The organism is Stenotrophomonas sp. TD3 (assembly GCF_001939825.1).
In the GTDB taxonomy this organism is placed as follows: domain Bacteria; phylum Pseudomonadota; class Gammaproteobacteria; order Xanthomonadales; family Xanthomonadaceae; genus Stenotrophomonas.
Window position 1 is genome coordinate 2,897,146 of the sequence record NZ_MOYM01000001.1, and the last position, 16,891, is coordinate 2,914,036.

A 16,891-nucleotide genomic window follows, 5' to 3' on the forward strand; every position below is an offset into this window, starting at 1 on the left:
GCGACGCTTGCCGCATCCCCGGTGGCCGCAGAGGGGCGCCCCTGGCGGCGCGCCCTGTTGTGGCTGGCCCTGCTGGGCCCGTTCTTCTTCGCCAGCTATGGCTTCGCCAACTGGATAGCCGGCCGCCATGCCGAACTGCCGGTGATGGCGTTCGGATGGGAAACGCAGATTCCGTTCGTGCCGTGGACGATCGTGCCGTACTGGTCGATCGACCTGTTCTACGCGGTCTCGTTCTTCCTGTGCCGTCATCGCCTCGAACTGGACCGGCACGCGCTGCGGCTGTTCAGTGCACAGCTGATCGCCGTGAGCTGCTTCCTGCTGTGGCCGTTGCGCTTCAGCTTCGAGCGGCCGGAGATCGGCGGCGTGTTCGGTTGGCTGTTCGACGTGTTGCTGGGCTTCGACAAGCCGTTCAACCAGGCGCCATCGCTGCACATCGTGCTGCTGATCGTGCTGTGGGTGAAGTTCGCGCAGTACCTGCACGGGGTGTGGCGCTGGGTGCTGCATGTGTGGGCGCTGCTGATCGGCGTTTCGGTGCTGACCACGTTCCAGCATCACTTCATCGATATCCCGACCGGCCTGCTGGCCGGCTGGCTGTGCGTCTGGCTGTGGCCGGAGCAGGGCACGCCACCGCTGCGTGCATGGCGCGCGGCGCGTGATGCCAGGCGCTGGCGCCTGGCGGGGTTGTACCTGCTGGGGGCCGCCGTGCTGCTGGTGCCGGTGATCCTGCTGCGGGGGGCGGCGTTGTGGCTGCTGTGGCCGGTGGTGTCGCTGCTGCTGGTGGCGCTGGCCTATGCCGGGCTGGGCACGGCGGTGTTCCAGAAGCGCGCCGATGGGCGGCTGACCATGGCGGCGCGCTGGTTGCTGGCGCCGTACCTGGGCGCGGCCTGGATCAATTCGCGGCTGTGGACGCGGCGTGCGCCGCAGCCGGTGCCGGTGATGGATGGGGTGTGGCTGGGGCGCATTCCCTGTGCTGCGTTGCCAACACCCCTGGTCGGCGTGGTCGATACCTGTGCTGAGCTGTCCGGTCGTGCGCCGGGCGCGGCGTATGCCAGCGTGCCGATGCTGGACCTGGTGGTGCCCACGCCGGAACAGCTGCGCGCGGCGGCCGAGGCCATCGAGCACCTGAGCGTGCAGGGGCCGCTGCTGGTGTGTTGCGCGCTGGGCTATTCGCGCAGTGCCGCCAGCGTGGCGGCCTGGCTGTTGCGCAGTGGTCGCGCCGCCGATACCGATGCCGCGGTGGCGACTGTGCGCGCGGCACGTCCCGGCATCGTGCTGGGCGCGGCGCATCTGCATGCCATCACCGCTGCAGCGGGAGCACGCACGTGAGTACGGTTCCCGATCTGGCGACCATGCAACTGCTGCTGCGGCAGGGCCGTTGGCCGGCGCTGCTGTCGTTGGGCCTGCTGCTGGTGGCGTTGCTGCTGCTCGGCACCGAGCCGGGCCTGGCGATGGTTGCTGCCGGCCTGCTGCTGGTCAGCGTCGTCGTCGGGCTCGCACAGGCCTACCACGCATGCCGGGTCGGGCTGGATGCCAGCCTGCTGCAGCTGCTGCGCGATGAAGGCCTGGAGGGTGACGCCGCTGCGCACCGTACCGACCAGCTGCTGCACGACAGCGGCCTGCGCCGCGCAGCGCCCGACGCGCCGCTGCGCGGTTGGGATCTGCGCTGGGCCGGCATGCGCCGCCTGCTGCTGCGCCAGTACCTGCTGACAGCTGTGCAGGTGGTGCTGCTGGTGCTGGCCGTGGTGTGGCCGCAGACGTGAACGGGAGGAGCCGATGTTCGCCGAACTGATTGCCCGCGCCTGCAGTGGCGCGATCCATGTGGTGACCGGCGCGCGCGCGCTGTGGATCGGCTGCGCGCCGTCCAGCGAGCGCCGCGTGTACTACGGCAACCACGCCAGCCATGGTGACTTCGTGCTGATCTGGTCGTCGATGCCACCGGCATTGCGGCGCCAGGTGCGCCCGGTTGCCGCAGCCGAGTACTGGCAGCGCGACGGCCTGCGCCGCTACCTGATCGATGCGGTGTTCAACGGTGTGCTGGTCGAGCGCGAGGCCGGCCATCGCCAGCAGGACCCGTTGCAGGTACTGCGCGATGCCGTGGATGAAGACTGCTCGCTGATCCTGTTCCCGGAAGGCACGCGCAATGTCAGCGATGAACCGCTGTTGCCCTTCAAGAGCGGCATCTACCACCTCGCGCGGCAACGGCCGGAGCTGGAGTTCGTACCGGTGTGGATCGACAACCTGAAGCGGGTGATGCCGAAGGGCCGGTTCCTGCCATTGCCGCTGCTGTGCACGGCCACCTTCGGCACGCCGCTGCGTTTGCAGGCTGACGAGGACAAGGCGGCGTTCCTGGCGCGCAGCCGGCAGGCGCTGCTGGACCTGGCGCCGAATGGAGGGCGCGCATGAGTTACCTGATGGATGTGTCCGGCGACCTGGCCGCGCGCAGCGTGGGCCAGCAGACAGGCCTGCTGTTCGCTGGCGTGGGCGCGGTGCTGGTGCTGGCCACGCTGGTGGCCGAGACCCTGCGCTGGCGCCAGCGCGGTCGGCCCAGCGCGGTGATCGCCAACCTGGTGTCGCGCATCCGCGCGTGGTGGGTGATGGCGATCGTGGTCGGGCTGGCGCTGTTCTTCGGCCGTGCCGGGGTGATCGTGCTGTTCGCGATCATCTCGCTGTTCGCGCTGCGCGAGTTCATCACCCTGGCGCCGACCCGTTCCGGCGACTACTACGCGCTGCTGGCCGCGTTCTACATCGTGCTGCCCTGGCAGTACTACCTGGTGTGGATCGACTGGTACGGCATGTACACGCTGCTGATCCCGGTCTATGCGTTCCTGTTCCTGCCGATCCTGTCGACCATCGGTGGCGATACCACGCACTACCTGGAGCGCACGGCGAAGGTGCAGTGGGGGTTGATGATCTGCGTGTTCTGCATCTCGCACGTGCCGCTGCTGCTGAACCTGCACGTGCCCGGTCATGATCCGTCGCGCAACGTGCTGCTGTTCGCCTTCCTGGTGATCGTGGTGCAGTCCTCGGACGTGCTGCAGTACATCTGGGGCAAGCTGCTGGGAAGGCACCTGATCGCGCCGAAGCTGTCGCCGTCGAAGACGGTGGAGGGCTTCGTGGGTGGCGTGCTGAGCGCCAGCGCGCTGGGGGCGGCGCTGTGGTGGATCACCCCGTTCACGCCGCTGCAGGCATTCGGCCTGTCGCTGCTGATCAACCTGATGGGATTCTGGGGCGGCCTGGTGATGTCGGCGATCAAGCGCGACCGCGGCATCAAGGACTGGGGCCACATGATCGAGGGGCATGGTGGCATGCTCGACCGGCTCGATTCGGTGTGCTTCGCCGCGCCGGTGTTCTTCCATGTGGTGCGGTACTACTGGAAGGCGGGCGGCGGCGGCTGATTCCGCGGGGGCTTCATCCACGCATGGCGCGGATCTACTGGACGGGGCGGGGCGGTTGATCGCCGGGGCGGCATCCACGCATGGCGTGGATCTACCGGTAGTGCCGGCCGCTGGCCGGCAACGGCAACGGCAACGGCAACGGCAACATCCTGCCATCGTTCATGGGGTTGCCGGCCAGCGACCGGCACTACCCACGCGCGCGCTTATGCGCTGATGCCGTATTCCTTCAGCTTCTTGCGCAGGGTGGCGCGGTGGATGCCCAGCATCGCGGCGGCACGGCTCTGGTTGCCTTCGCAATGATTGAGCACTTCCACGAACAACGGGATTTCCATCTCGCGCAGCACGATCTCGTAGACATCGTCCGCGTCGCAGCCATCGAGGTCACGCAGGTAGCGGCGCACGGACTGGGCGACGTGTTCACGCAGCGGTGGCCGGGGAGCGCCACGACTGTTGTCAGGACGAGAGAGGACAGCGTTCAAGGGGGTTCCCGATCTGGTTGGCCCGTGCGCGCGGAGCGCGCGGCCGGACGAGGTGGTGGCGGCCAGTCTAGCGCGAGCGTGCCCGACCTGCCACGGCTGGTCGCCTCTACCCTGGTCAGAGGAAGTCGAAGGTGAATGCGACGGTGGACGCGGCAGGCTCCTGCACGCGGAACGCGATGCGCGCACTCTGGCCCGGTTCCAGCAGGGCGGCGCCGGGGGCTTCGCCGAGATACTGCGCCGGTGCGAACACGCCGCTGCCGATCACCCGGCCATCGGCATCGGACAGCGACAGGCGCAGGTCCGGCCAGGCCTGTGCCCAGCGCGCATCGTTGCGGATGCTGGCCTGCACCTGCAGTACGCCGGCCTGGCCCGGCAGCGGACGGATCTCACGGCTGGTCATGGTGAACGCGGTGGGCTCGTGCCAGGCCGGCAGGCTGCAGCGCAGCGCGCCGCACAACGCGCCCAGCCAGGCGCGGTTGCCGGCGTCGGCGGCCAGCCGCGCACGATCGGCCAGCACGCTCTGCAGTATCAGCAACAGTGCCAGGCCGGCGACCAGCACCCAGTGCCAGCGCGGCGTCGGCAGCGTGCGCGGCCGCGAAGTGCCCAGGAAGCTCGGCGCATCGCCGGCCACGGCCTGCGCGGCCGGGACGGCAAGGGCGGGTTCGATCACGGCCGCTTCGTCGAGGATGACGGTGTCATCGCTCTGTCGCGCCTCCGCCATCGGCGGCAACGCCGCGTCGATCGGGTCGCCGCTCTCCGCGGCAGGGATGTCATGCACCGCCGGGTCGGGCGTGCGCGCATCGGTCGCAGGTGCGGCCTCGCCTTCCGACGCGGGGCGCAGGAAGGTGGCCAAAGGGCGGCGCGGCGGGTTCGGCTCGGACATGCTCAGGGCGCGGGCTCGGATCCAGCGGTCATTCAATCACGATCAGGCGCGGCGTACGCCGGTGATGCGCATCCAGTCGCCATCCTGGGTGGCCTGCAGATCGTCGAACCATGCGGCATAGCGCTGCAGCAGTTCGCCTTCCTGGCCATGCAGGATGCCCGACAGGGCGATGCGACCGCCGGCGGCGACGCGTGCGGCCAGCAGCTCGGCCAGCGCATCCAGCGCCGAGGCAAGGATGTTGGCGACCACGATCGGATAGGTGGCGACCGGTTCGTCCTGCGGCAGGTACACATGCATGCGGGCCTGCTCGCCATTGCGCTCGGCATTGTCGGCGGTGGCGACCAGCGCCTGCGGATCGTTGTCCACGCCGATCGCTTCGGCGGCGCCCAGCTTCAGCGCGGCCAGCGCGAGGATGCCCGAGCCGCAGCCGAAGTCGAGCACGCGCTGGCCCTGCAGCTGGCCGTCCACGGCCAGCTGGTCCAGCCAGCGCAGGCACAGGGCGGTGGTCGGGTGGGTGCCCGAGCCGAACGCCAGGCCCGGGTCCAGCCGCACCACGGCGGCATCGGCGGCCTGTGCAGCGTCCGGCAGTTCATGGTTCCACGGCACGATCCAGGTACGGCTGCCGAAATCCATCGGCTGGAACTGGTCCAGCCAGGCGCGTTCCCAGTCTTCGTCTTCGACCGCGCGGAAGCTGCCATTGCTCCAGTCCAGTTCCGGGTCGAAGGATTCCAGCGCGGCCAGCAGCAGCAGCGCATTGCTGTCGGCGGGGAACAGCGCGCTCAGCACCAGGGTGTCCCACAGCGGCGTTTCACCCACGCCGGGTTCGAGGATGGCCTGTTCGTTGCTGGTGTCGGCTTCGGCATCGAGCAGGGTCACGGCCAGTGCGCCGACGTCCTCCAGCGCATTTTCATAGCGGGGCTGGGTGGCTTCGGTGCAGCGCAGGGTCAGTTCCAGGAACGGCATGGCGGTGGGGGCAATCGCGGGAAAGGGGGCCATGCTAGACCATCGGGGCGTCTCCGTATTGCCTGAGATGCCGCCTTGAGATGAACGGGGGCAGTTCAGACAGGCCTGTCAGGCCTTGCTAAACTCGGCGCTTTCCTGTGTGCCGTGAACGCTCACACCCGCCGATGGCCTTCGCTCCGACCCTGAAAACCTGGTTGCTCGTGCTGCCGGCGGTGGCCGTGCTGGGCGTGGCCGGGTATCGGGCCAGCGGCCATGCTGCGGGCGTGGCATCGCCGTCGGCGTCGCCGGACCTGCAGCTGGCCGTGGCCAGCCGTGACAGCGGAACGCCGCTGCCGGTGGTGCCGGAAGCACTGGCGCGGCGGCTGGCGGCCTTCGAGCGCGGCAACACGCTGCCGTCGGGCCTGCCGCTGGACCTGCGCGCCGACATCGAAGACGCCAGCGATCTGTATGCCTACGCCCAGCGCCTGCGCGCACAGGCCGACAACGGCAATCACGAGGCGCGCTGGATGCTCAGCCGCGTCTATGACTATTGCGCGCAGTACGCACTCGATCCGGGCGGCTACCGCCTGGACAACAACGTACTGAGCGGGTTGGGCCTGACGGCGGCGCCGGCGATGATCGAGGCACGCGAGCGCGTGGCGCAGCGCTGCGGCGGATTCGTGCCGGGCGACAAGCTGGGCGCGGCGCTGGTGCTGTCCGAGCGCCGCAAAGCGGCCGCACAGGGCAACCTGGCCGCGGAAGCAGCACTGTTCGCCGAAGGTGAGCCGCTGCACGACAGTGCCGAGTACCGCCGCGACCTGGTCGAGCGCGTGCGCACCTCGCGCGATCCGGAAGCCTACATGGCCATCGCGCCGGGCATGGGCGTGCGTGCTGCCGGTGACCGCGCGCTTGACGGGCTGGTGGCGGGCGAGCAGCTCAGTGAACTTGCATGGCGGCTTGCGGCCTGTGAACTCGGTCTAGCCTGTGGAGCGGACAGCGTGCTGGTCAACAATTTTTGTGCGAACGGAGGGATCTGTTCGCAGGATGGAGCGCAGGATTTCCGGGATTTCGTGTATGACGCTGCGGTATCGCGGCAAGGTGCTGGGAAAATGAAGGAATGGATCAAGCGATTGGTTGGAAAGAGGGACGGGCGATGAATTACCGTCGATTCCTGCATGGGGCCAAGTTCTGGTTCTGGGTGGCGTTGTTCGTGGCCTACTCGGCTGGCGCGGTCGGCCTGTTGATGATCGATACCTACGAGGACCGCTACCGGCATCTGTCGAAGGTGGAGCTGACCACGGTGAAGGCGCAGGAAGACGTGCGCCGCGCCGGTGCCAGCCAGGTCGCTGCGGTCTATCGCGCGCAGAGTGGCATGCCATTCGCTTCACTGCCGGCCGGCAGCACCTTCCAGGTGGTGTGGCCCGATGGTTCCACCGAAACCATGGTGATCGTCGACCCGACCTCGCCCAATGGCGTGCGGCCGCTGGCCAACTCGCAGATCCCGGCGACGGCGGCGGACGCGCGCTGAGACCGCCTCAGTAGAGCCGAGCCATGCTCGGCTGCTTTTCCAGCAAGCCGAGCGTAGGCTCGGCTCTACAACAACAGAAAAGGGCGGGGAGATCCCCGCCCTTTTCATGTCCAGCACCTGGCGCCGATCAGGTCAGTGCGATCGGCTTGTTCTTGCGCTCGGCAAGGCGCTTTTCCAGGTAGTGGATGTTCTGGCCACCGGCCTGGAAGCCCTTGTCACGCATGATCCGCTGCTGCAGGGCGATGTTGGTCTTGATGCCATCGACCACCATTTCGCTCAGCGCCACCCGCATGCGGGCGATGGCGGTTTCGCGGTCCGGTCCGTGCACGATCAGCTTGCCGATCATCGAGTCGTAGTTCGACGGCACGCGGTAGCCACTGTAGATGTGGGTATCCACGCGCACGCCGGGGCCCCCCGGCGGATGGAAGCCGGTGATGGTGCCCGGGCTCGGCACGAAGGTCTCGGCGTCTTCGGCGTTGATGCGGCATTCGATGGCATGGCCGGTCAGCACCACGTCGCTCTGCTTGATCGACAGCTTCTGGCCGGCGGCGATCTTCAGCTGCTCGGCCACCAGGTCGATGCCGGTGACCATTTCGGTGACCGGATGCTCCACCTGGATGCGGGTGTTCATTTCGATGAAGTAGAAGCGGCCGTCCTCGTACAGGAACTCGAACGTACCGGCACCGCGGTAGCCGATGCGCACGCAGGCTTCGGTGCACACCTTGCCGATCTGCTCGCGCTGCTCGGCGCTGATGCCCGGTGCCGGTGCTTCTTCCACCACCTTCTGGTGGCGGCGCTGCATCGAGCAGTCGCGCTCACCCAGGTGGATGGCGTTGCCCTGGCCGTCGGCCAGCACCTGGATCTCCACGTGGCGCGGATTCTCCAGGAACTTCTCCATGTAGACCTCGCCATTGCCGAACGCGGCCTTGGCCTCGCTCTTGGTGGTTTCGATCGAGGTCTTCAGCGAGGCTTCGGCGTGCACGACGCGCATGCCGCGGCCACCGCCGCCACCGGCCGCCTTGATGATGACCGGGTAGCCGATCTCACGGGCGATCTTGGTGTTGGCGACGATGTCCTCGCCCAGCGGGCCGCCCGAGCCGGGCACGCACGGCACGCCGGCGGACTTCATCGCGCGGATGGCTTCGACCTTGTCACCCATCATGCGGATGGTGTCGGCCTTGGGGCCGATGAAGATGAAGCCGGACTCTTCCACGCGTTCGGCGAAGTCGGCGTTCTCCGACAGGAAGCCGTAACCCGGGTGGATGGCCTGGGCGTCGGTGACTTCCGCCGCGGCGATCAGTGCCGGGATGTTGAGGTAGCTCTGCGGCGACGGCGCCGGACCGATGCAGACCGACTCGTCGGCCATGGCCACGTGCTTGAGGTTGCGGTCGACCGTGGAGTGCACGGCCACCGTGCGGATGCCGAGGGTATGGCACGCGCGCAGGATGCGCAGCGCGATCTCCCCTCGGTTGGCGATGACGACTTTGTCGAGCATGGCGTGCCCCTCAGCCGATCACGAACAGCGGCTGGTCGAATTCCACCGGCTGGCCGTTCTCGCCGAGGATGGCGACGATGGTGCCGGACTTGTCGGCTTCGATCGGGTTGAACATCTTCATCGCTTCGATGATGGCCAGGGTTTCGCCTTCCTTGACCTGCTGGCCAACGGTGACGAAGGCCGGCTTGTCCGGGGCGGACGAGGCGTAGAAGGTGCCGACCATCGGCGAGCGCAGCACGTGGCCTTCCGGCAGCGCCGGGCCCGGCTTGGCGGTGCCGCCGGTGGAGGCTTCGGTCGGCGACTGCATCGGCATCGCCTGCGGCGCCGGAGCGGCCGGAGCGGCGTACACCGGGGCTGCAATCGGGGCGGCATAGCTGGCCACCGGGGCGCGCGACAGGCGCACCGACTCTTCGCCTTCCTTGATTTCGATTTCAGCCAGGTTCGACTCTTCCAGCAGGTCGATCAGCTTCTTGATTTTGCGGAGATCCATGGTGGCCTCTTTGCTCGTGATGTCAGTGTGGTGGGGAGTGCGGTTGCACTCGGGTCAAAGCAGTTCGTAGAACTCGCGCAGCTGCCGCGTACGGTCGCGCGCGAGGGTGGTCAGGCAGCGCATCTGTGCGCCGTTGCGTGCCGTGCCATCGGAATTGAGGGCATAGACCGCGTTGCAGTCGTGGTCGCGCAGCTGGATCCAGGCACGCTGGGCCAGCACCAGCTCCTGCTCGGCATCGCCGCAATAGCTGCAGGTGCCACCGCGGGCTGGGGTACGCAGCTGGCGACGCGCCTGTGCATAGACGGTATTGAGTTCGGCATCAGCGGCGGCGGCCAGGTCCGAGGCGCACAGGTCGCTCTCCATCGTGGTACCCGGATGGGCGCAGTCGATGCCTTCGTCCTTGCGGTCGAACGCGGCGGCGGCACCGCAGATGCCGGCCCACGCCACAACGCCGGCGAGCACGCGCGGCAGCATCTTCACGCGCTGGCCGCCTGCACGCGCAGCAGTGCCGCGTCCATCGCGTAGCGGTAGCTGTCGGCACCGAAGCCGCATACCACGCCCACGGCCTTGTCACTGAAGTAGCTGTGCTGGCGGAACGGCTCGCGGGTATGCGGGTTGGACAGGTGGATCTCGATGAACGGCACCGCCACCGCCGCCAGCGCATCGCGCAGGGCGACCGAGGTGTGGGTGAAGGCGGCGGGGTTGATCAGGATGAAAGCGGTTCCGTCACTGCGCGCGGCCTGCACGCGGTCCACCAGCACATGCTCGGCGTTGGACTGCAGGCTTTCCACGGTGTGCCCGGCGGCCGATGCCTGGGCGGCCAGGGCCTGGTCGATGTCGGCCAGCGTGGTGTGGCCGTAGACCTCCGGCTCGCGGGTGCCGAGCAGGTTGAGGTTGGGGCCGTGCAGGACCAGCAGCTTCGCCATGGGATCCGGAAGACGGGAAAGGGCGGCAGTCTGGCGGAACCGGCGGATGCTGTCCAGTTCGGCGAAGTTTGCAGCGTTTCAATCGATTGTTTGAAATCTGCCGGAGTGCTTGTGGCCGTATGGCGGGCGTTGGATCAAGGCGTGCTGAACGTGGTGCTGGCCGGGGATGCTGGCACGTAGGCCGACGATGCCGGCAAGGCTGGGCGCTGACTGATGCCGCAATGGGCCGTGATGCGCTAGATCCACGCCATGCGTGGATGAAGGAAGTTCGGTGCGCAGCAGGCTACGCACCCACCGAGGGGCAGCCCAAGGTGCGCTGCACGCCACCCACCGCCCCCGCCACGCACCCGCTCAGGTCTCCAGCGGCACCGTCGGCACCACGTTCGGGAACACCTCCTCCAGCGGCTCCCGTTCCCCCGGCTTCGGCGCCGGCCAGTTGTAGGCATTCACCGGCTGCGCGCGGTTCACCCACAACGCGTAATGCAGATGGTCGGCGCGGCCATCGCCGGTATTGGGGTGGATCAGGATGGTCAGGCCCAGGCTGTTGAGCTGCAGCCAGGGCACCAGCACCGGCAGCAGGTCGTTGGTGAAGCCGAAATAGAACGACGGGGTGATGTGTGGTCCGCGCGGCTCAAGGTTCCAGTTGCCCAGCTCCACCGGGAAGCGCTCGGCGGCCCAGCGCCGCAGCAGCGCGGCCTTCTCGAAGCTGTCCTCATCGAAGTAGATGTGCGCGTGATAGCTCTTGATGGCGGTGTAGGCGCGTGGCCGGGTGGGCAGCGTGGCCTCGCCGGGGCGCACGCTGGCCGGGCGCGGGGTGGGTTCGCTGGCCGTGGCCTGGCCCCAGGGGCTGCTGCCCTTCACCGGCGGCGGGACGATGGTGCGGAAGCCAGGGCGCCCGGGTTCGGTGGTGTTCACCGTACTGTCGCCGCGCGGGGCTGCGGTGGCGGTCGACGCGCTGGCCAGCCCACCGGCGGCCAGTCCGGCCGACGCGATCAGGCGTCGGCGGGTGGGTGAGAGCAGGTCGGCCCAGTGGGCGTCATCGTCGCCGACGTCGACGAGGGGCTGCGGGTCCGGGTGCATGGTGGGCTCCGTGGCGGCACTGTGTGGGCAGGCAAGCACGCTCGGGCAGCGCGCACGGTGGTGTCCAATAAGCAGCCGGCATCACCTCATGCACGGCCGCCTTCATCGCCATTGAGCGCGACCGGGTGGCGGGCTAGGGTGCAGGTCTGCCGCCCCGGAGCCCGCCATGACCTCGCCCGATGCCGATACCCAACGCAAGCGCGCGGCCTTCCGCCAGCTGCATGCGGCAGGGTGCTTCGTACTGCCCAATCCGTGGGACGTGGGCAGTGCCCGCTACCTGCAGCGGCAGGGCTTCCAGGCACTGGCCACGACCAGTGCCGGCTGCGCCTGGAGTGAAGGGCGGCCGGACGGAGCGGTTTCGCTGCAGGCCACGCTGGAACATCTGCGGCTGATGGCGGCAGCGACACCGCTGCCGTTGAACGCCGATTTCGGTGATGGCTTCGGTGATACGCCGCAGGCGGTGCAGGAGGCGGTGGCGGCGGCGATCGATACCGGCATCGCGGCGTTGTCGATCGAGGATGCCAGTGGCGTAGCCGATGCGCCGCTGCGGCCGATCGGGCAGGCGGTCGAGCGACTGCGCGCGGCACGTGCGGCCATCGACCACGCGGGGGGCGATGTGCTGCTGGTCGGGCGGGCCGAGAATTTCTTCGTTGGCGTCCCGGATCTGCAGGACACCCTGCAGCGCCTGCGCGCCTATGCCGAGGCCGGCGCCGATGTGCTGTATGCACCGGGCATCAGCACGCGCGAGCAGATCAGTGCGGTGGTTGCCGCTGCGGGGTCGAAGCCGGTGAACCTGCTGGTCGGTGGACCGACACCGCTGAGCCTGCAGGACATCGCCGCACTCGGCGTGCGCCGGGTTAGCCTGGGCGGTGCGCTGGCGCGCGCGGCGTGGGGTGGGCTGATGCAGGCGACCCAGCCGATCCTGCAGGACGGCCGCTTCGATGGCCTGCAGCAGGCGGCTTCCGGGGCGGTGTTGAACGCGCTGTTCCGTTGAGGGAAACCCCGGTGCGGACTCTGGCCAGCAGGGACAGTGGATCCACGCCATGCGTGGATGGATGCGCCTGCGGCTACAGCGCCTCCGTCTCACTCTCGGGCAGGACCACGTCCGGTTCCAGGTCGGGCAGCAGCAACTGCAACAGTCCGGGGTTGTCCGGCAGCGCGGCGCCATCCAGATAGCGCCATTGCGTGGTACCAACGCGGCGCACAGCAACCATGAATGACGTGCTGCGCATCGGCGCTTCGCGCACGCGCAGCAGTGACTGGCGCGGTACGAAGCAGACTTCCTCGTCACCGGCCGCATAGGTGCGGCCCGGCACGCCCGCCTCGTCGCTGATGATGGTGACGCCGGCCTTGCGCAGCGCCTTCACCGTGTCGCGGGTCGCCCGCGCATAGGCCTCGTCGCCGCCGGCCAGCTGCTTCAGGCTGGGATGGGTGCGCGCGATGATCAGCTCGGTATCGCCCCGGGCGAAGGCGTCCATCATCGCCTGCACCTCCTTGCGCAATGCGGCCGAGTCTTCCGGACTGAGCTCACCGGCCAGCGCGGGCGCAACGGCCATTGCCATCGGCAGGGCCAGCAGAAGGGCAAGCAGATATCGGTGCATCGTCGGGTATCTCAGCGGGAACCGCCGCACTATACGGTGGATGCGGAAACAGCGTCCCACGCATGGCGCTGGTATCCCGGGCGACACTACTTACTATTGGTAGATAGTGAATTCCGGACATCCCCCATGCACACCCTCATCGTTACCGCTCATCCTGAATCCGCCGCGTTGACCCATGCCATCGCCAGGCGCATCGGCGAAGCCATCACCGCGTCGGACGCCGCCAACCGCGTGACCCACGCCGATCTGATGGCCGAAGGCTTCGATCCGCGCTTCAACATGCAGGACCAGGCGCTGTTCCGTGGCACCGGCGCAACGCCGGCCGACGTCGCCGCCGAGCAGGCGCGGCTGGAGGCTGCCGACACACTGGTACTGGTCTACCCGCTGTACTGGTGGTCGTTCCCCGCGTTGCTGAAGGGCTGGATCGATCGTGTGTTCACCCAGGGCTGGGCCTACCAGGACGGTGCCGATGGCAAGGTGCAGAAAAAGCTGCAGCGGTTGCGCGTGCACCTGGTCGGCATCGGCGGGGCCGGCGCGGACATGATCGAACGGCGCGGCTACGGTGCGGCGATGAAGACCCAGATCGACATGGGCATCTTCGACTACTGCGGCGCGCGCGTGCTGTCGTCCGACCTGCTGCTGGACGCCGATTCCGGTACAGCCGAAGCGCATCTGCAGACCGCGCTGGCGATCGGCCGTAAAATCGGTACTCCGATGCGCTGACCGCCGTGCTCCGCCGATGCCTGCCAACGCCGCACCCACGCGCCGCCGATTGACCCGTGAGCAACGCGCCCGCCAGTTGCTGGACGTGGCCTGGGCGCTGGTCGGCGACGAAGGTACCGATGCGCTGACGCTGGGGCGGCTGGCCGAGGCTGCAGGTGTGACCAAGCCGGTGGCCTACGATCACTTCGTGACCCGCAATGGGCTGCTGGCCGCGCTCTACGATGATTACGACGGCCGCCAGACGCTGGTCTTCAACGAGCGCATCGGTCGCGCCCGGGCGCAGCTGGTCGATCGTGCTGCGGCCATCGCCTCCGGATACATCGACTGCATCCTCAGCCAGGGCAGTGAAGTGCAGGGCATCCTTGCCGCGTTGGTCGGTGCACCCGAACTGCGCGAGGTGCGGCGGCGCTACCAGCAGGATTTCATCGACAACTGCGACACCTGGCTGGGCCCATTTGCGGCCGATGGCACGGTGCCACTGGCCGGGCGCTGGGCGATTCTGGGTGCGGCCGAAGCCCTGTCCGAAGCCGTGGCGGCAGGCGCGCTGGACAAGACCGGCGCCGAGGCAGAACTGCAGCGCTTGATCGTGGCGACGGTCAAGCGGCGCTGAGCCGCTCAGGCGTCGGCAGTGTTGCCGGCCAGCGCCGCGAACCCGGCGGCCAGACGCTCGCGCACAAGGGCATCGCGTGCGTCGCGGCTTTCAGAACCCAGCACCACGGTGATCAGGCGAACCGGCTGATCCCGCCCGGGCACCGACCGGCATGCGGTGGCGGCCAGGCAGAAGCCTGCTGCCTGGGTGTAGCCGGTCTTCAATCCATCCACGCCGTTTTCGCCAAGCAGGGCGTTCTGGTTGCTGCGGCTGAAGCTGCCATGCGCGAACGCGCGCTGCGCGGTGATTGCCAGTATCTGCGGGTGGTCATTCAGCAGGCAGGCGGCGAGCACGGCCATGTCGCGCGCGCTGGACGCATGGTGCGCGGTGGTGATGCCGGACACGCTGGCGAACCACGTGCTGCGCAGGCCAAGCTGGCGCGCGTGCCGGTTCATGCGGTCCAGGAACGCAGGCTGTGATCCGTCCAGATGGCGCGCGATGGCCAGCGCCGCATCATTGCCGGAGACGATCATCAGCCCTTCCAGCAGGCGTGCCAGGCTGACCGTTTCGCCGGGCACCAGGCCCATGCGCGTTTCATCATCGGCCACCGCATGCACATCTTCGGCGGCGATGGTGACCACTTCGTCCCACGCACGACCGTTCTCTTCGACGCATTCGTAAGCGGCGTAGGCGGTCATCAGCTTGGTCAGCGAGGCCGGTTGCCGCGCGATGTCCGCGTTGTGCTGGTGGATCACCGCGAAGGTTGCCGCATCGAGAGTGATCGAGGACAGCGACGCGCGCGCAGGAGCAGGAGACGGCATGGATGCGGCGATGGAGGAGGGCCTGCAGGATAGCCCGCGGTGGCTGCATGAAGCTGCAATATTGAAACGATATAACGTACCGTCATTGTGGGCCGCCGCTGGCCCGACGGGATCTCTGATGACTGCACGCCTGCCACGCCGCTGGCTCCATTCCTCGCTGCTGCTTGCGCTGGCCGCGCTGGGTGGCTGCCAGCCCAACCTACGCGCCGAGGCTGCTGCTTCCGCCGAAGCGCGCCCGCACAACGTGATAGTGATGATCAATGACGGTGCCGGTTGGGGTACCTGGGATGCCGCCGCCTACTGGCAATACGGCAGCCGCGAAGGCGCGCCATATGCGGATTTCCCGCAGCGCCTGGCGGTCACCACCTTCCCGTTGAACGCCAGCAGCCAGCCGACCCGCGACAACGCGCAGACTCTGGGCTACGACGCGGGCAAGGCCTGGGACAGCGAACCGGTGCCGGCGCAGGACCTGCCGTTCGTCGGCTACCAGTACCTGGCGGCAGTCGCGACCGACAGTGCTGCGGCCGGTACGGCGTTGTCCTCGGGCATCAAGACCTACAACAACGCCATCAATTACAACAACGATGGCAATCCGGTCGAGTTCAATACGCTGCGCGCCAAGCGGCTGGGCATGGCGACCGGTGTGGTGACCTCGGTGCCGTTCGCGCACGCTACGCCGGCAGCGTTCGCGGCGCAGAACGAATCGCGCAACAACTATCACGCGATTGCGCACCAGATGCTGGCGCAGGGCCACATGGACCTGGTGATGGGCACCGGAGGTCCCGGCTACAGCGTTGATGGTCGCGCCTGTGACGAAGGTGTCGGCGCGGCGAAGGCCGAAGGCTGCGCGAACCCGTGGGAATGGGTCTCCCCGCAGGACTGGCAGCAGCTGGAAGCGGGCAGCACCATTGCCGGCAATCCATCGGGGCCGTGGCGCCTGATCCGCAGCAAGGAGGCGTTCGCCGCGCTGGCGCAGGGACGGCTGCCGGCCGACCGGCCGCTGATCGGCGTGCCGCGCGTGGCCAATACGCTCCAGCAGGCGCGCCAGCTGCAGGTGCTGGGCAAGGATGCGGCCACGCCTTCCGGGGTAAGGAAGATCGACAGCGTGCCCGATCTTGCGACCATGACGCGTGGCGCGCTGCGGTTCCTGCAGCAGCGTTCGGCCAAGGGCCTGTTCCTGATGGTGGAAGGCGGCGCCACCGACTGGGCCGCGCATACCAGCGCCTGCGGCACCGAATGGCACTACGGCCAATGCAGCGACCAGCCGCAGTACGGCCGCCTGATCGAGGAAACCGTGGAGTTCAACGACGCAGTGGCGGCAGTGGTTGAATGGATCGAGCGCAACGGTGGTTGGGAGCGCAACCTGCTGATCGTCACCACCGACCACGACAACAGCATGCCGATGGGCCCGGATGCACAGAGCGTTGCCTTCGCGCCGGTAGGCAACAACGGCCGCGGACGCATGCCGGGGATGAGCTTCCGGCCTACCGGCAACCACTCCAATGCGCTGGTGCCGCTGTGGGCCAAGGGTGCAGGTGCGGAGCTGCTTGGAAAGCGCGTGCGGGGTGTCGATGCCGGTTACCGCCAGCACGTGCGCTGGAATGACGGCAGCTACATCGACAACACCGACGTGGCTGCGGCGGTGCAGGAGGCGCTGCAGCGCTAGGGGCGTGCCGGCCAGCGGCCGGCCGCTGCAGGCTGCCCGGTTGGCGAGGTTGCTGGCCAACGGCCGGCGCTACCGGGAGTGCTGCTGGGCGGCGGGACCGGGCTGGCCAGCTGCCGTGCCAGCTCGGCGTTGGCCACGTGGCCGTGCAGGAACAACAGGCTGCCGTAGATGTTCATGAGCGTGCCTCCACTTGAGTGGATTGCACGATACGGGCAGCATGGACGGGCAAAAAGCGACATTTCCGCAAGCATGCCTTGAGAGGAATTCAAGCCT

At 68.1% G+C, this 16,891-nt stretch carries 21 protein-coding genes; 10 read left to right on the plus strand and 11 right to left on the minus strand.

The genetic code is table 11. The annotated features are described in order from the left end of the window. Window positions 1–21 precede the first annotated feature (21 nt). The 4 genes from BKE09_RS13405 to BKE09_RS13420 are packed head-to-tail and all read left to right on the plus strand — an operon-like array spanning window position 22 to window position 3,395. A complete protein-coding gene (locus tag BKE09_RS13405; protein WP_170871769.1) occupies window positions 22–1,326 on the plus strand; it encodes a phosphatase PAP2/dual specificity phosphatase family protein in 1,305 nt (434 codons plus the stop codon). Continuing rightward, a complete protein-coding gene (locus tag BKE09_RS13410) occupies window positions 1,323–1,760 on the plus strand; it encodes a hypothetical protein (RefSeq protein ID WP_075676033.1) in 438 nt (145 codons plus the stop codon). The genes BKE09_RS13405 and BKE09_RS13410 overlap by 4 nt, the downstream gene beginning before the upstream one ends. A gap of 13 nt (window positions 1,761–1,773) precedes the next feature. After that, window positions 1,774–2,403 carry a lysophospholipid acyltransferase family protein gene (locus tag BKE09_RS13415; RefSeq protein ID WP_075676034.1) on the plus strand — a complete coding sequence of 210 codons (630 nt, stop codon included), beginning with the start codon at window positions 1,774–1,776 and terminating at the stop codon, window positions 2,401–2,403. Then, on the plus strand, window positions 2,400–3,395 hold the full coding sequence (locus BKE09_RS13420; RefSeq protein WP_014038691.1) for a phosphatidate cytidylyltransferase: 996 nt from the start codon (window positions 2,400–2,402) through the stop codon (window positions 3,393–3,395). Before BKE09_RS13415 ends, BKE09_RS13420 begins: the two co-directional genes overlap by 4 nt. 203 nt (window positions 3,396–3,598) lie before the next feature. Here BKE09_RS13420 and fis read toward each other — a convergent pair whose 3' ends face one another. The 3 genes from fis to prmA all read right to left on the minus strand — a co-directional run bounded on the left by fis (window position 3,599) and on the right by prmA (window position 5,720). Beyond that, window positions 3,599–3,874: a DNA-binding transcriptional regulator Fis gene (gene fis, locus BKE09_RS13425; RefSeq protein WP_005419706.1), complete on the minus strand. Its 276-nt coding sequence runs from the start codon at window positions 3,872–3,874 to the stop codon at window positions 3,599–3,601. A 115-nt stretch (window positions 3,875–3,989) separates the two neighbouring features. After that, complete coding sequence (locus BKE09_RS13430) at window positions 3,990–4,757, minus strand: DUF3426 domain-containing protein (protein ID WP_075676035.1); 768 nt, start codon at window positions 4,755–4,757, stop codon at window positions 3,990–3,992. A gap of 42 nt (window positions 4,758–4,799) precedes the next feature. Continuing rightward, on the minus strand, window positions 4,800–5,720 hold the full coding sequence (gene prmA / locus BKE09_RS13435; RefSeq protein ID WP_075676036.1) for a 50S ribosomal protein L11 methyltransferase: 921 nt from the start codon (window positions 5,718–5,720) through the stop codon (window positions 4,800–4,802). 164 nt (window positions 5,721–5,884) lie between these two features. Here prmA and BKE09_RS13440 point away from each other — a divergent pair, with 164 nt between their 5' ends. After that, a complete protein-coding gene (locus BKE09_RS13440; protein WP_075676037.1) occupies window positions 5,885–6,856 on the plus strand; it encodes a hypothetical protein in 972 nt (323 codons plus the stop codon). Beyond that, the gene (locus tag BKE09_RS13445; protein ID WP_014038687.1) at window positions 6,853–7,227 is read left to right on the plus strand and encodes a hypothetical protein; all 375 of its coding nucleotides are present in this window, start codon (window positions 6,853–6,855) and stop codon (window positions 7,225–7,227) included. The genes BKE09_RS13440 and BKE09_RS13445 overlap by 4 nt, the downstream gene beginning before the upstream one ends. Before the next feature lie 127 nt (window positions 7,228–7,354). Here BKE09_RS13445 and accC read toward each other — a convergent pair whose 3' ends face one another. From accC to BKE09_RS13470, 5 genes are all read right to left on the minus strand, one after another. Beyond that, window positions 7,355–8,722 carry an acetyl-CoA carboxylase biotin carboxylase subunit gene (gene accC / locus BKE09_RS13450; protein ID WP_006473295.1) on the minus strand — a complete coding sequence of 456 codons (1,368 nt, stop codon included), beginning with the start codon at window positions 8,720–8,722 and terminating at the stop codon, window positions 7,355–7,357. A gap of 10 nt (window positions 8,723–8,732) precedes the next feature. Beyond that, window positions 8,733–9,212: an acetyl-CoA carboxylase biotin carboxyl carrier protein gene (gene accB, locus BKE09_RS13455; protein ID WP_075676038.1), complete on the minus strand. Its 480-nt coding sequence runs from the start codon at window positions 9,210–9,212 to the stop codon at window positions 8,733–8,735. 54 nt (window positions 9,213–9,266) lie between these two features. Further along, window positions 9,267–9,686, minus strand: a complete 420-nt coding sequence (locus tag BKE09_RS13460) for a lysozyme inhibitor LprI family protein (protein ID WP_075676733.1) — start codon at window positions 9,684–9,686, stop codon at window positions 9,267–9,269. A 2-nt stretch (window positions 9,687–9,688) separates the two neighbouring features. Further along, window positions 9,689–10,138 carry a type II 3-dehydroquinate dehydratase gene (gene aroQ / locus BKE09_RS13465; RefSeq protein WP_075676039.1) on the minus strand — a complete coding sequence of 150 codons (450 nt, stop codon included), beginning with the start codon at window positions 10,136–10,138 and terminating at the stop codon, window positions 9,689–9,691. Window positions 10,139–10,489: 351 nt separating this feature from the next. Beyond that, a complete protein-coding gene (locus BKE09_RS13470; protein WP_075676040.1) occupies window positions 10,490–11,218 on the minus strand; it encodes a DOPA 4,5-dioxygenase family protein in 729 nt (242 codons plus the stop codon). A gap of 166 nt (window positions 11,219–11,384) precedes the next feature. Between BKE09_RS13470 and BKE09_RS13475 the strand changes: the two genes are divergently transcribed. Continuing rightward, window positions 11,385–12,212: an isocitrate lyase/phosphoenolpyruvate mutase family protein gene (locus BKE09_RS13475; RefSeq protein ID WP_075676041.1), complete on the plus strand. Its 828-nt coding sequence runs from the start codon at window positions 11,385–11,387 to the stop codon at window positions 12,210–12,212. 73 nt (window positions 12,213–12,285) lie between these two features. Here the strand turns inward: BKE09_RS13475 and BKE09_RS13480 are convergent, their stop codons facing one another. Further along, window positions 12,286–12,819 (minus strand): hypothetical protein, encoded by a 534-nt coding sequence (locus BKE09_RS13480; RefSeq protein WP_014038681.1) that lies wholly within the window; start codon window positions 12,817–12,819, stop codon window positions 12,286–12,288. A gap of 126 nt (window positions 12,820–12,945) precedes the next feature. On the opposite strand from BKE09_RS13480, the gene BKE09_RS13485 reads away from it, so the two are divergent. Both BKE09_RS13485 and BKE09_RS13490 read left to right on the plus strand, forming a co-directional pair. Continuing rightward, window positions 12,946–13,542, plus strand: a complete 597-nt coding sequence (locus BKE09_RS13485; protein WP_075676042.1) for an NAD(P)H-dependent oxidoreductase — start codon at window positions 12,946–12,948, stop codon at window positions 13,540–13,542. 16 nt (window positions 13,543–13,558) lie between these two features. Next, window positions 13,559–14,152 (plus strand): TetR/AcrR family transcriptional regulator, encoded by a 594-nt coding sequence (locus BKE09_RS13490; protein WP_075676043.1) that lies wholly within the window; start codon window positions 13,559–13,561, stop codon window positions 14,150–14,152. 5 nt (window positions 14,153–14,157) lie between these two features. Here BKE09_RS13490 and BKE09_RS13495 read toward each other — a convergent pair whose 3' ends face one another. Then, complete coding sequence (locus tag BKE09_RS13495; RefSeq protein ID WP_075676044.1) at window positions 14,158–14,952, minus strand: D-alanyl-D-alanine carboxypeptidase family protein; 795 nt, start codon at window positions 14,950–14,952, stop codon at window positions 14,158–14,160. A 118-nt stretch (window positions 14,953–15,070) separates the two neighbouring features. Here BKE09_RS13495 and BKE09_RS13500 point away from each other — a divergent pair, with 118 nt between their 5' ends. Next, window positions 15,071–16,618: an alkaline phosphatase gene (locus BKE09_RS13500; protein ID WP_075676045.1), complete on the plus strand. Its 1,548-nt coding sequence runs from the start codon at window positions 15,071–15,073 to the stop codon at window positions 16,616–16,618. Here BKE09_RS13500 and BKE09_RS13505 read toward each other — a convergent pair. After that, a complete protein-coding gene (locus tag BKE09_RS13505; RefSeq protein WP_075676046.1) occupies window positions 16,615–16,794 on the minus strand; it encodes a hypothetical protein in 180 nt (59 codons plus the stop codon). The two genes, BKE09_RS13500 and BKE09_RS13505, sit on opposite strands and share 4 nt — an antisense overlap. Between the last annotated feature and the right edge of the window lie 97 nt (window positions 16,795–16,891).

Excerpts from the sequence above, each read along its gene's own strand:
- BKE09_RS13500 (WP_075676045.1), top strand. The coding sequence starts at position 15,071 with ATGACTGCACGCCTGCCACGCCGCTGGCTCCATTCCTCGCTGCTGCTT.
- BKE09_RS13480 (WP_014038681.1), bottom strand. The coding sequence starts at position 12,819 with ATGCACCGATATCTGCTTGCCCTTCTGCTGGCCCTGCCGATGGCAATG.
- BKE09_RS13485 (WP_075676042.1), top strand. The coding sequence starts at position 12,946 with ATGCACACCCTCATCGTTACCGCTCATCCTGAATCCGCCGCGTTGACC.
- BKE09_RS13470 (WP_075676040.1), bottom strand. The coding sequence starts at position 11,218 with ATGCACCCGGACCCGCAGCCCCTCGTCGACGTCGGCGACGATGACGCC.
- BKE09_RS13430 (WP_075676035.1), bottom strand. The coding sequence starts at position 4,757 with ATGTCCGAGCCGAACCCGCCGCGCCGCCCTTTGGCCACCTTCCTGCGC.
- accB (WP_075676038.1), bottom strand. The coding sequence starts at position 9,212 with ATGGATCTCCGCAAAATCAAGAAGCTGATCGACCTGCTGGAAGAGTCG.
- BKE09_RS13475 (WP_075676041.1), top strand. The coding sequence starts at position 11,385 with ATGACCTCGCCCGATGCCGATACCCAACGCAAGCGCGCGGCCTTCCGC.
- prmA (WP_075676036.1), bottom strand. The coding sequence starts at position 5,720 with ATGCCGTTCCTGGAACTGACCCTGCGCTGCACCGAAGCCACCCAGCCC.
- BKE09_RS13495 (WP_075676044.1), bottom strand. The coding sequence starts at position 14,952 with ATGCCGTCTCCTGCTCCTGCGCGCGCGTCGCTGTCCTCGATCACTCTC.
- BKE09_RS13445 (WP_014038687.1), top strand. The coding sequence starts at position 6,853 with ATGAATTACCGTCGATTCCTGCATGGGGCCAAGTTCTGGTTCTGGGTG.
- BKE09_RS13460 (WP_075676733.1), bottom strand. The coding sequence starts at position 9,686 with ATGCTGCCGCGCGTGCTCGCCGGCGTTGTGGCGTGGGCCGGCATCTGC.
- aroQ (WP_075676039.1), bottom strand. The coding sequence starts at position 10,138 with ATGGCGAAGCTGCTGGTCCTGCACGGCCCCAACCTCAACCTGCTCGGC.
- BKE09_RS13490 (WP_075676043.1), top strand. The coding sequence starts at position 13,559 with ATGCCTGCCAACGCCGCACCCACGCGCCGCCGATTGACCCGTGAGCAA.
- BKE09_RS13440 (WP_075676037.1), top strand. The coding sequence starts at position 5,885 with ATGGCCTTCGCTCCGACCCTGAAAACCTGGTTGCTCGTGCTGCCGGCG.
- BKE09_RS13505 (WP_075676046.1), bottom strand. The coding sequence starts at position 16,794 with ATGAACATCTACGGCAGCCTGTTGTTCCTGCACGGCCACGTGGCCAAC.
- BKE09_RS13415 (WP_075676034.1), top strand. The coding sequence starts at position 1,774 with ATGTTCGCCGAACTGATTGCCCGCGCCTGCAGTGGCGCGATCCATGTG.
- BKE09_RS13420 (WP_014038691.1), top strand. The coding sequence starts at position 2,400 with ATGAGTTACCTGATGGATGTGTCCGGCGACCTGGCCGCGCGCAGCGTG.
- accC (WP_006473295.1), bottom strand. The coding sequence starts at position 8,722 with ATGCTCGACAAAGTCGTCATCGCCAACCGAGGGGAGATCGCGCTGCGC.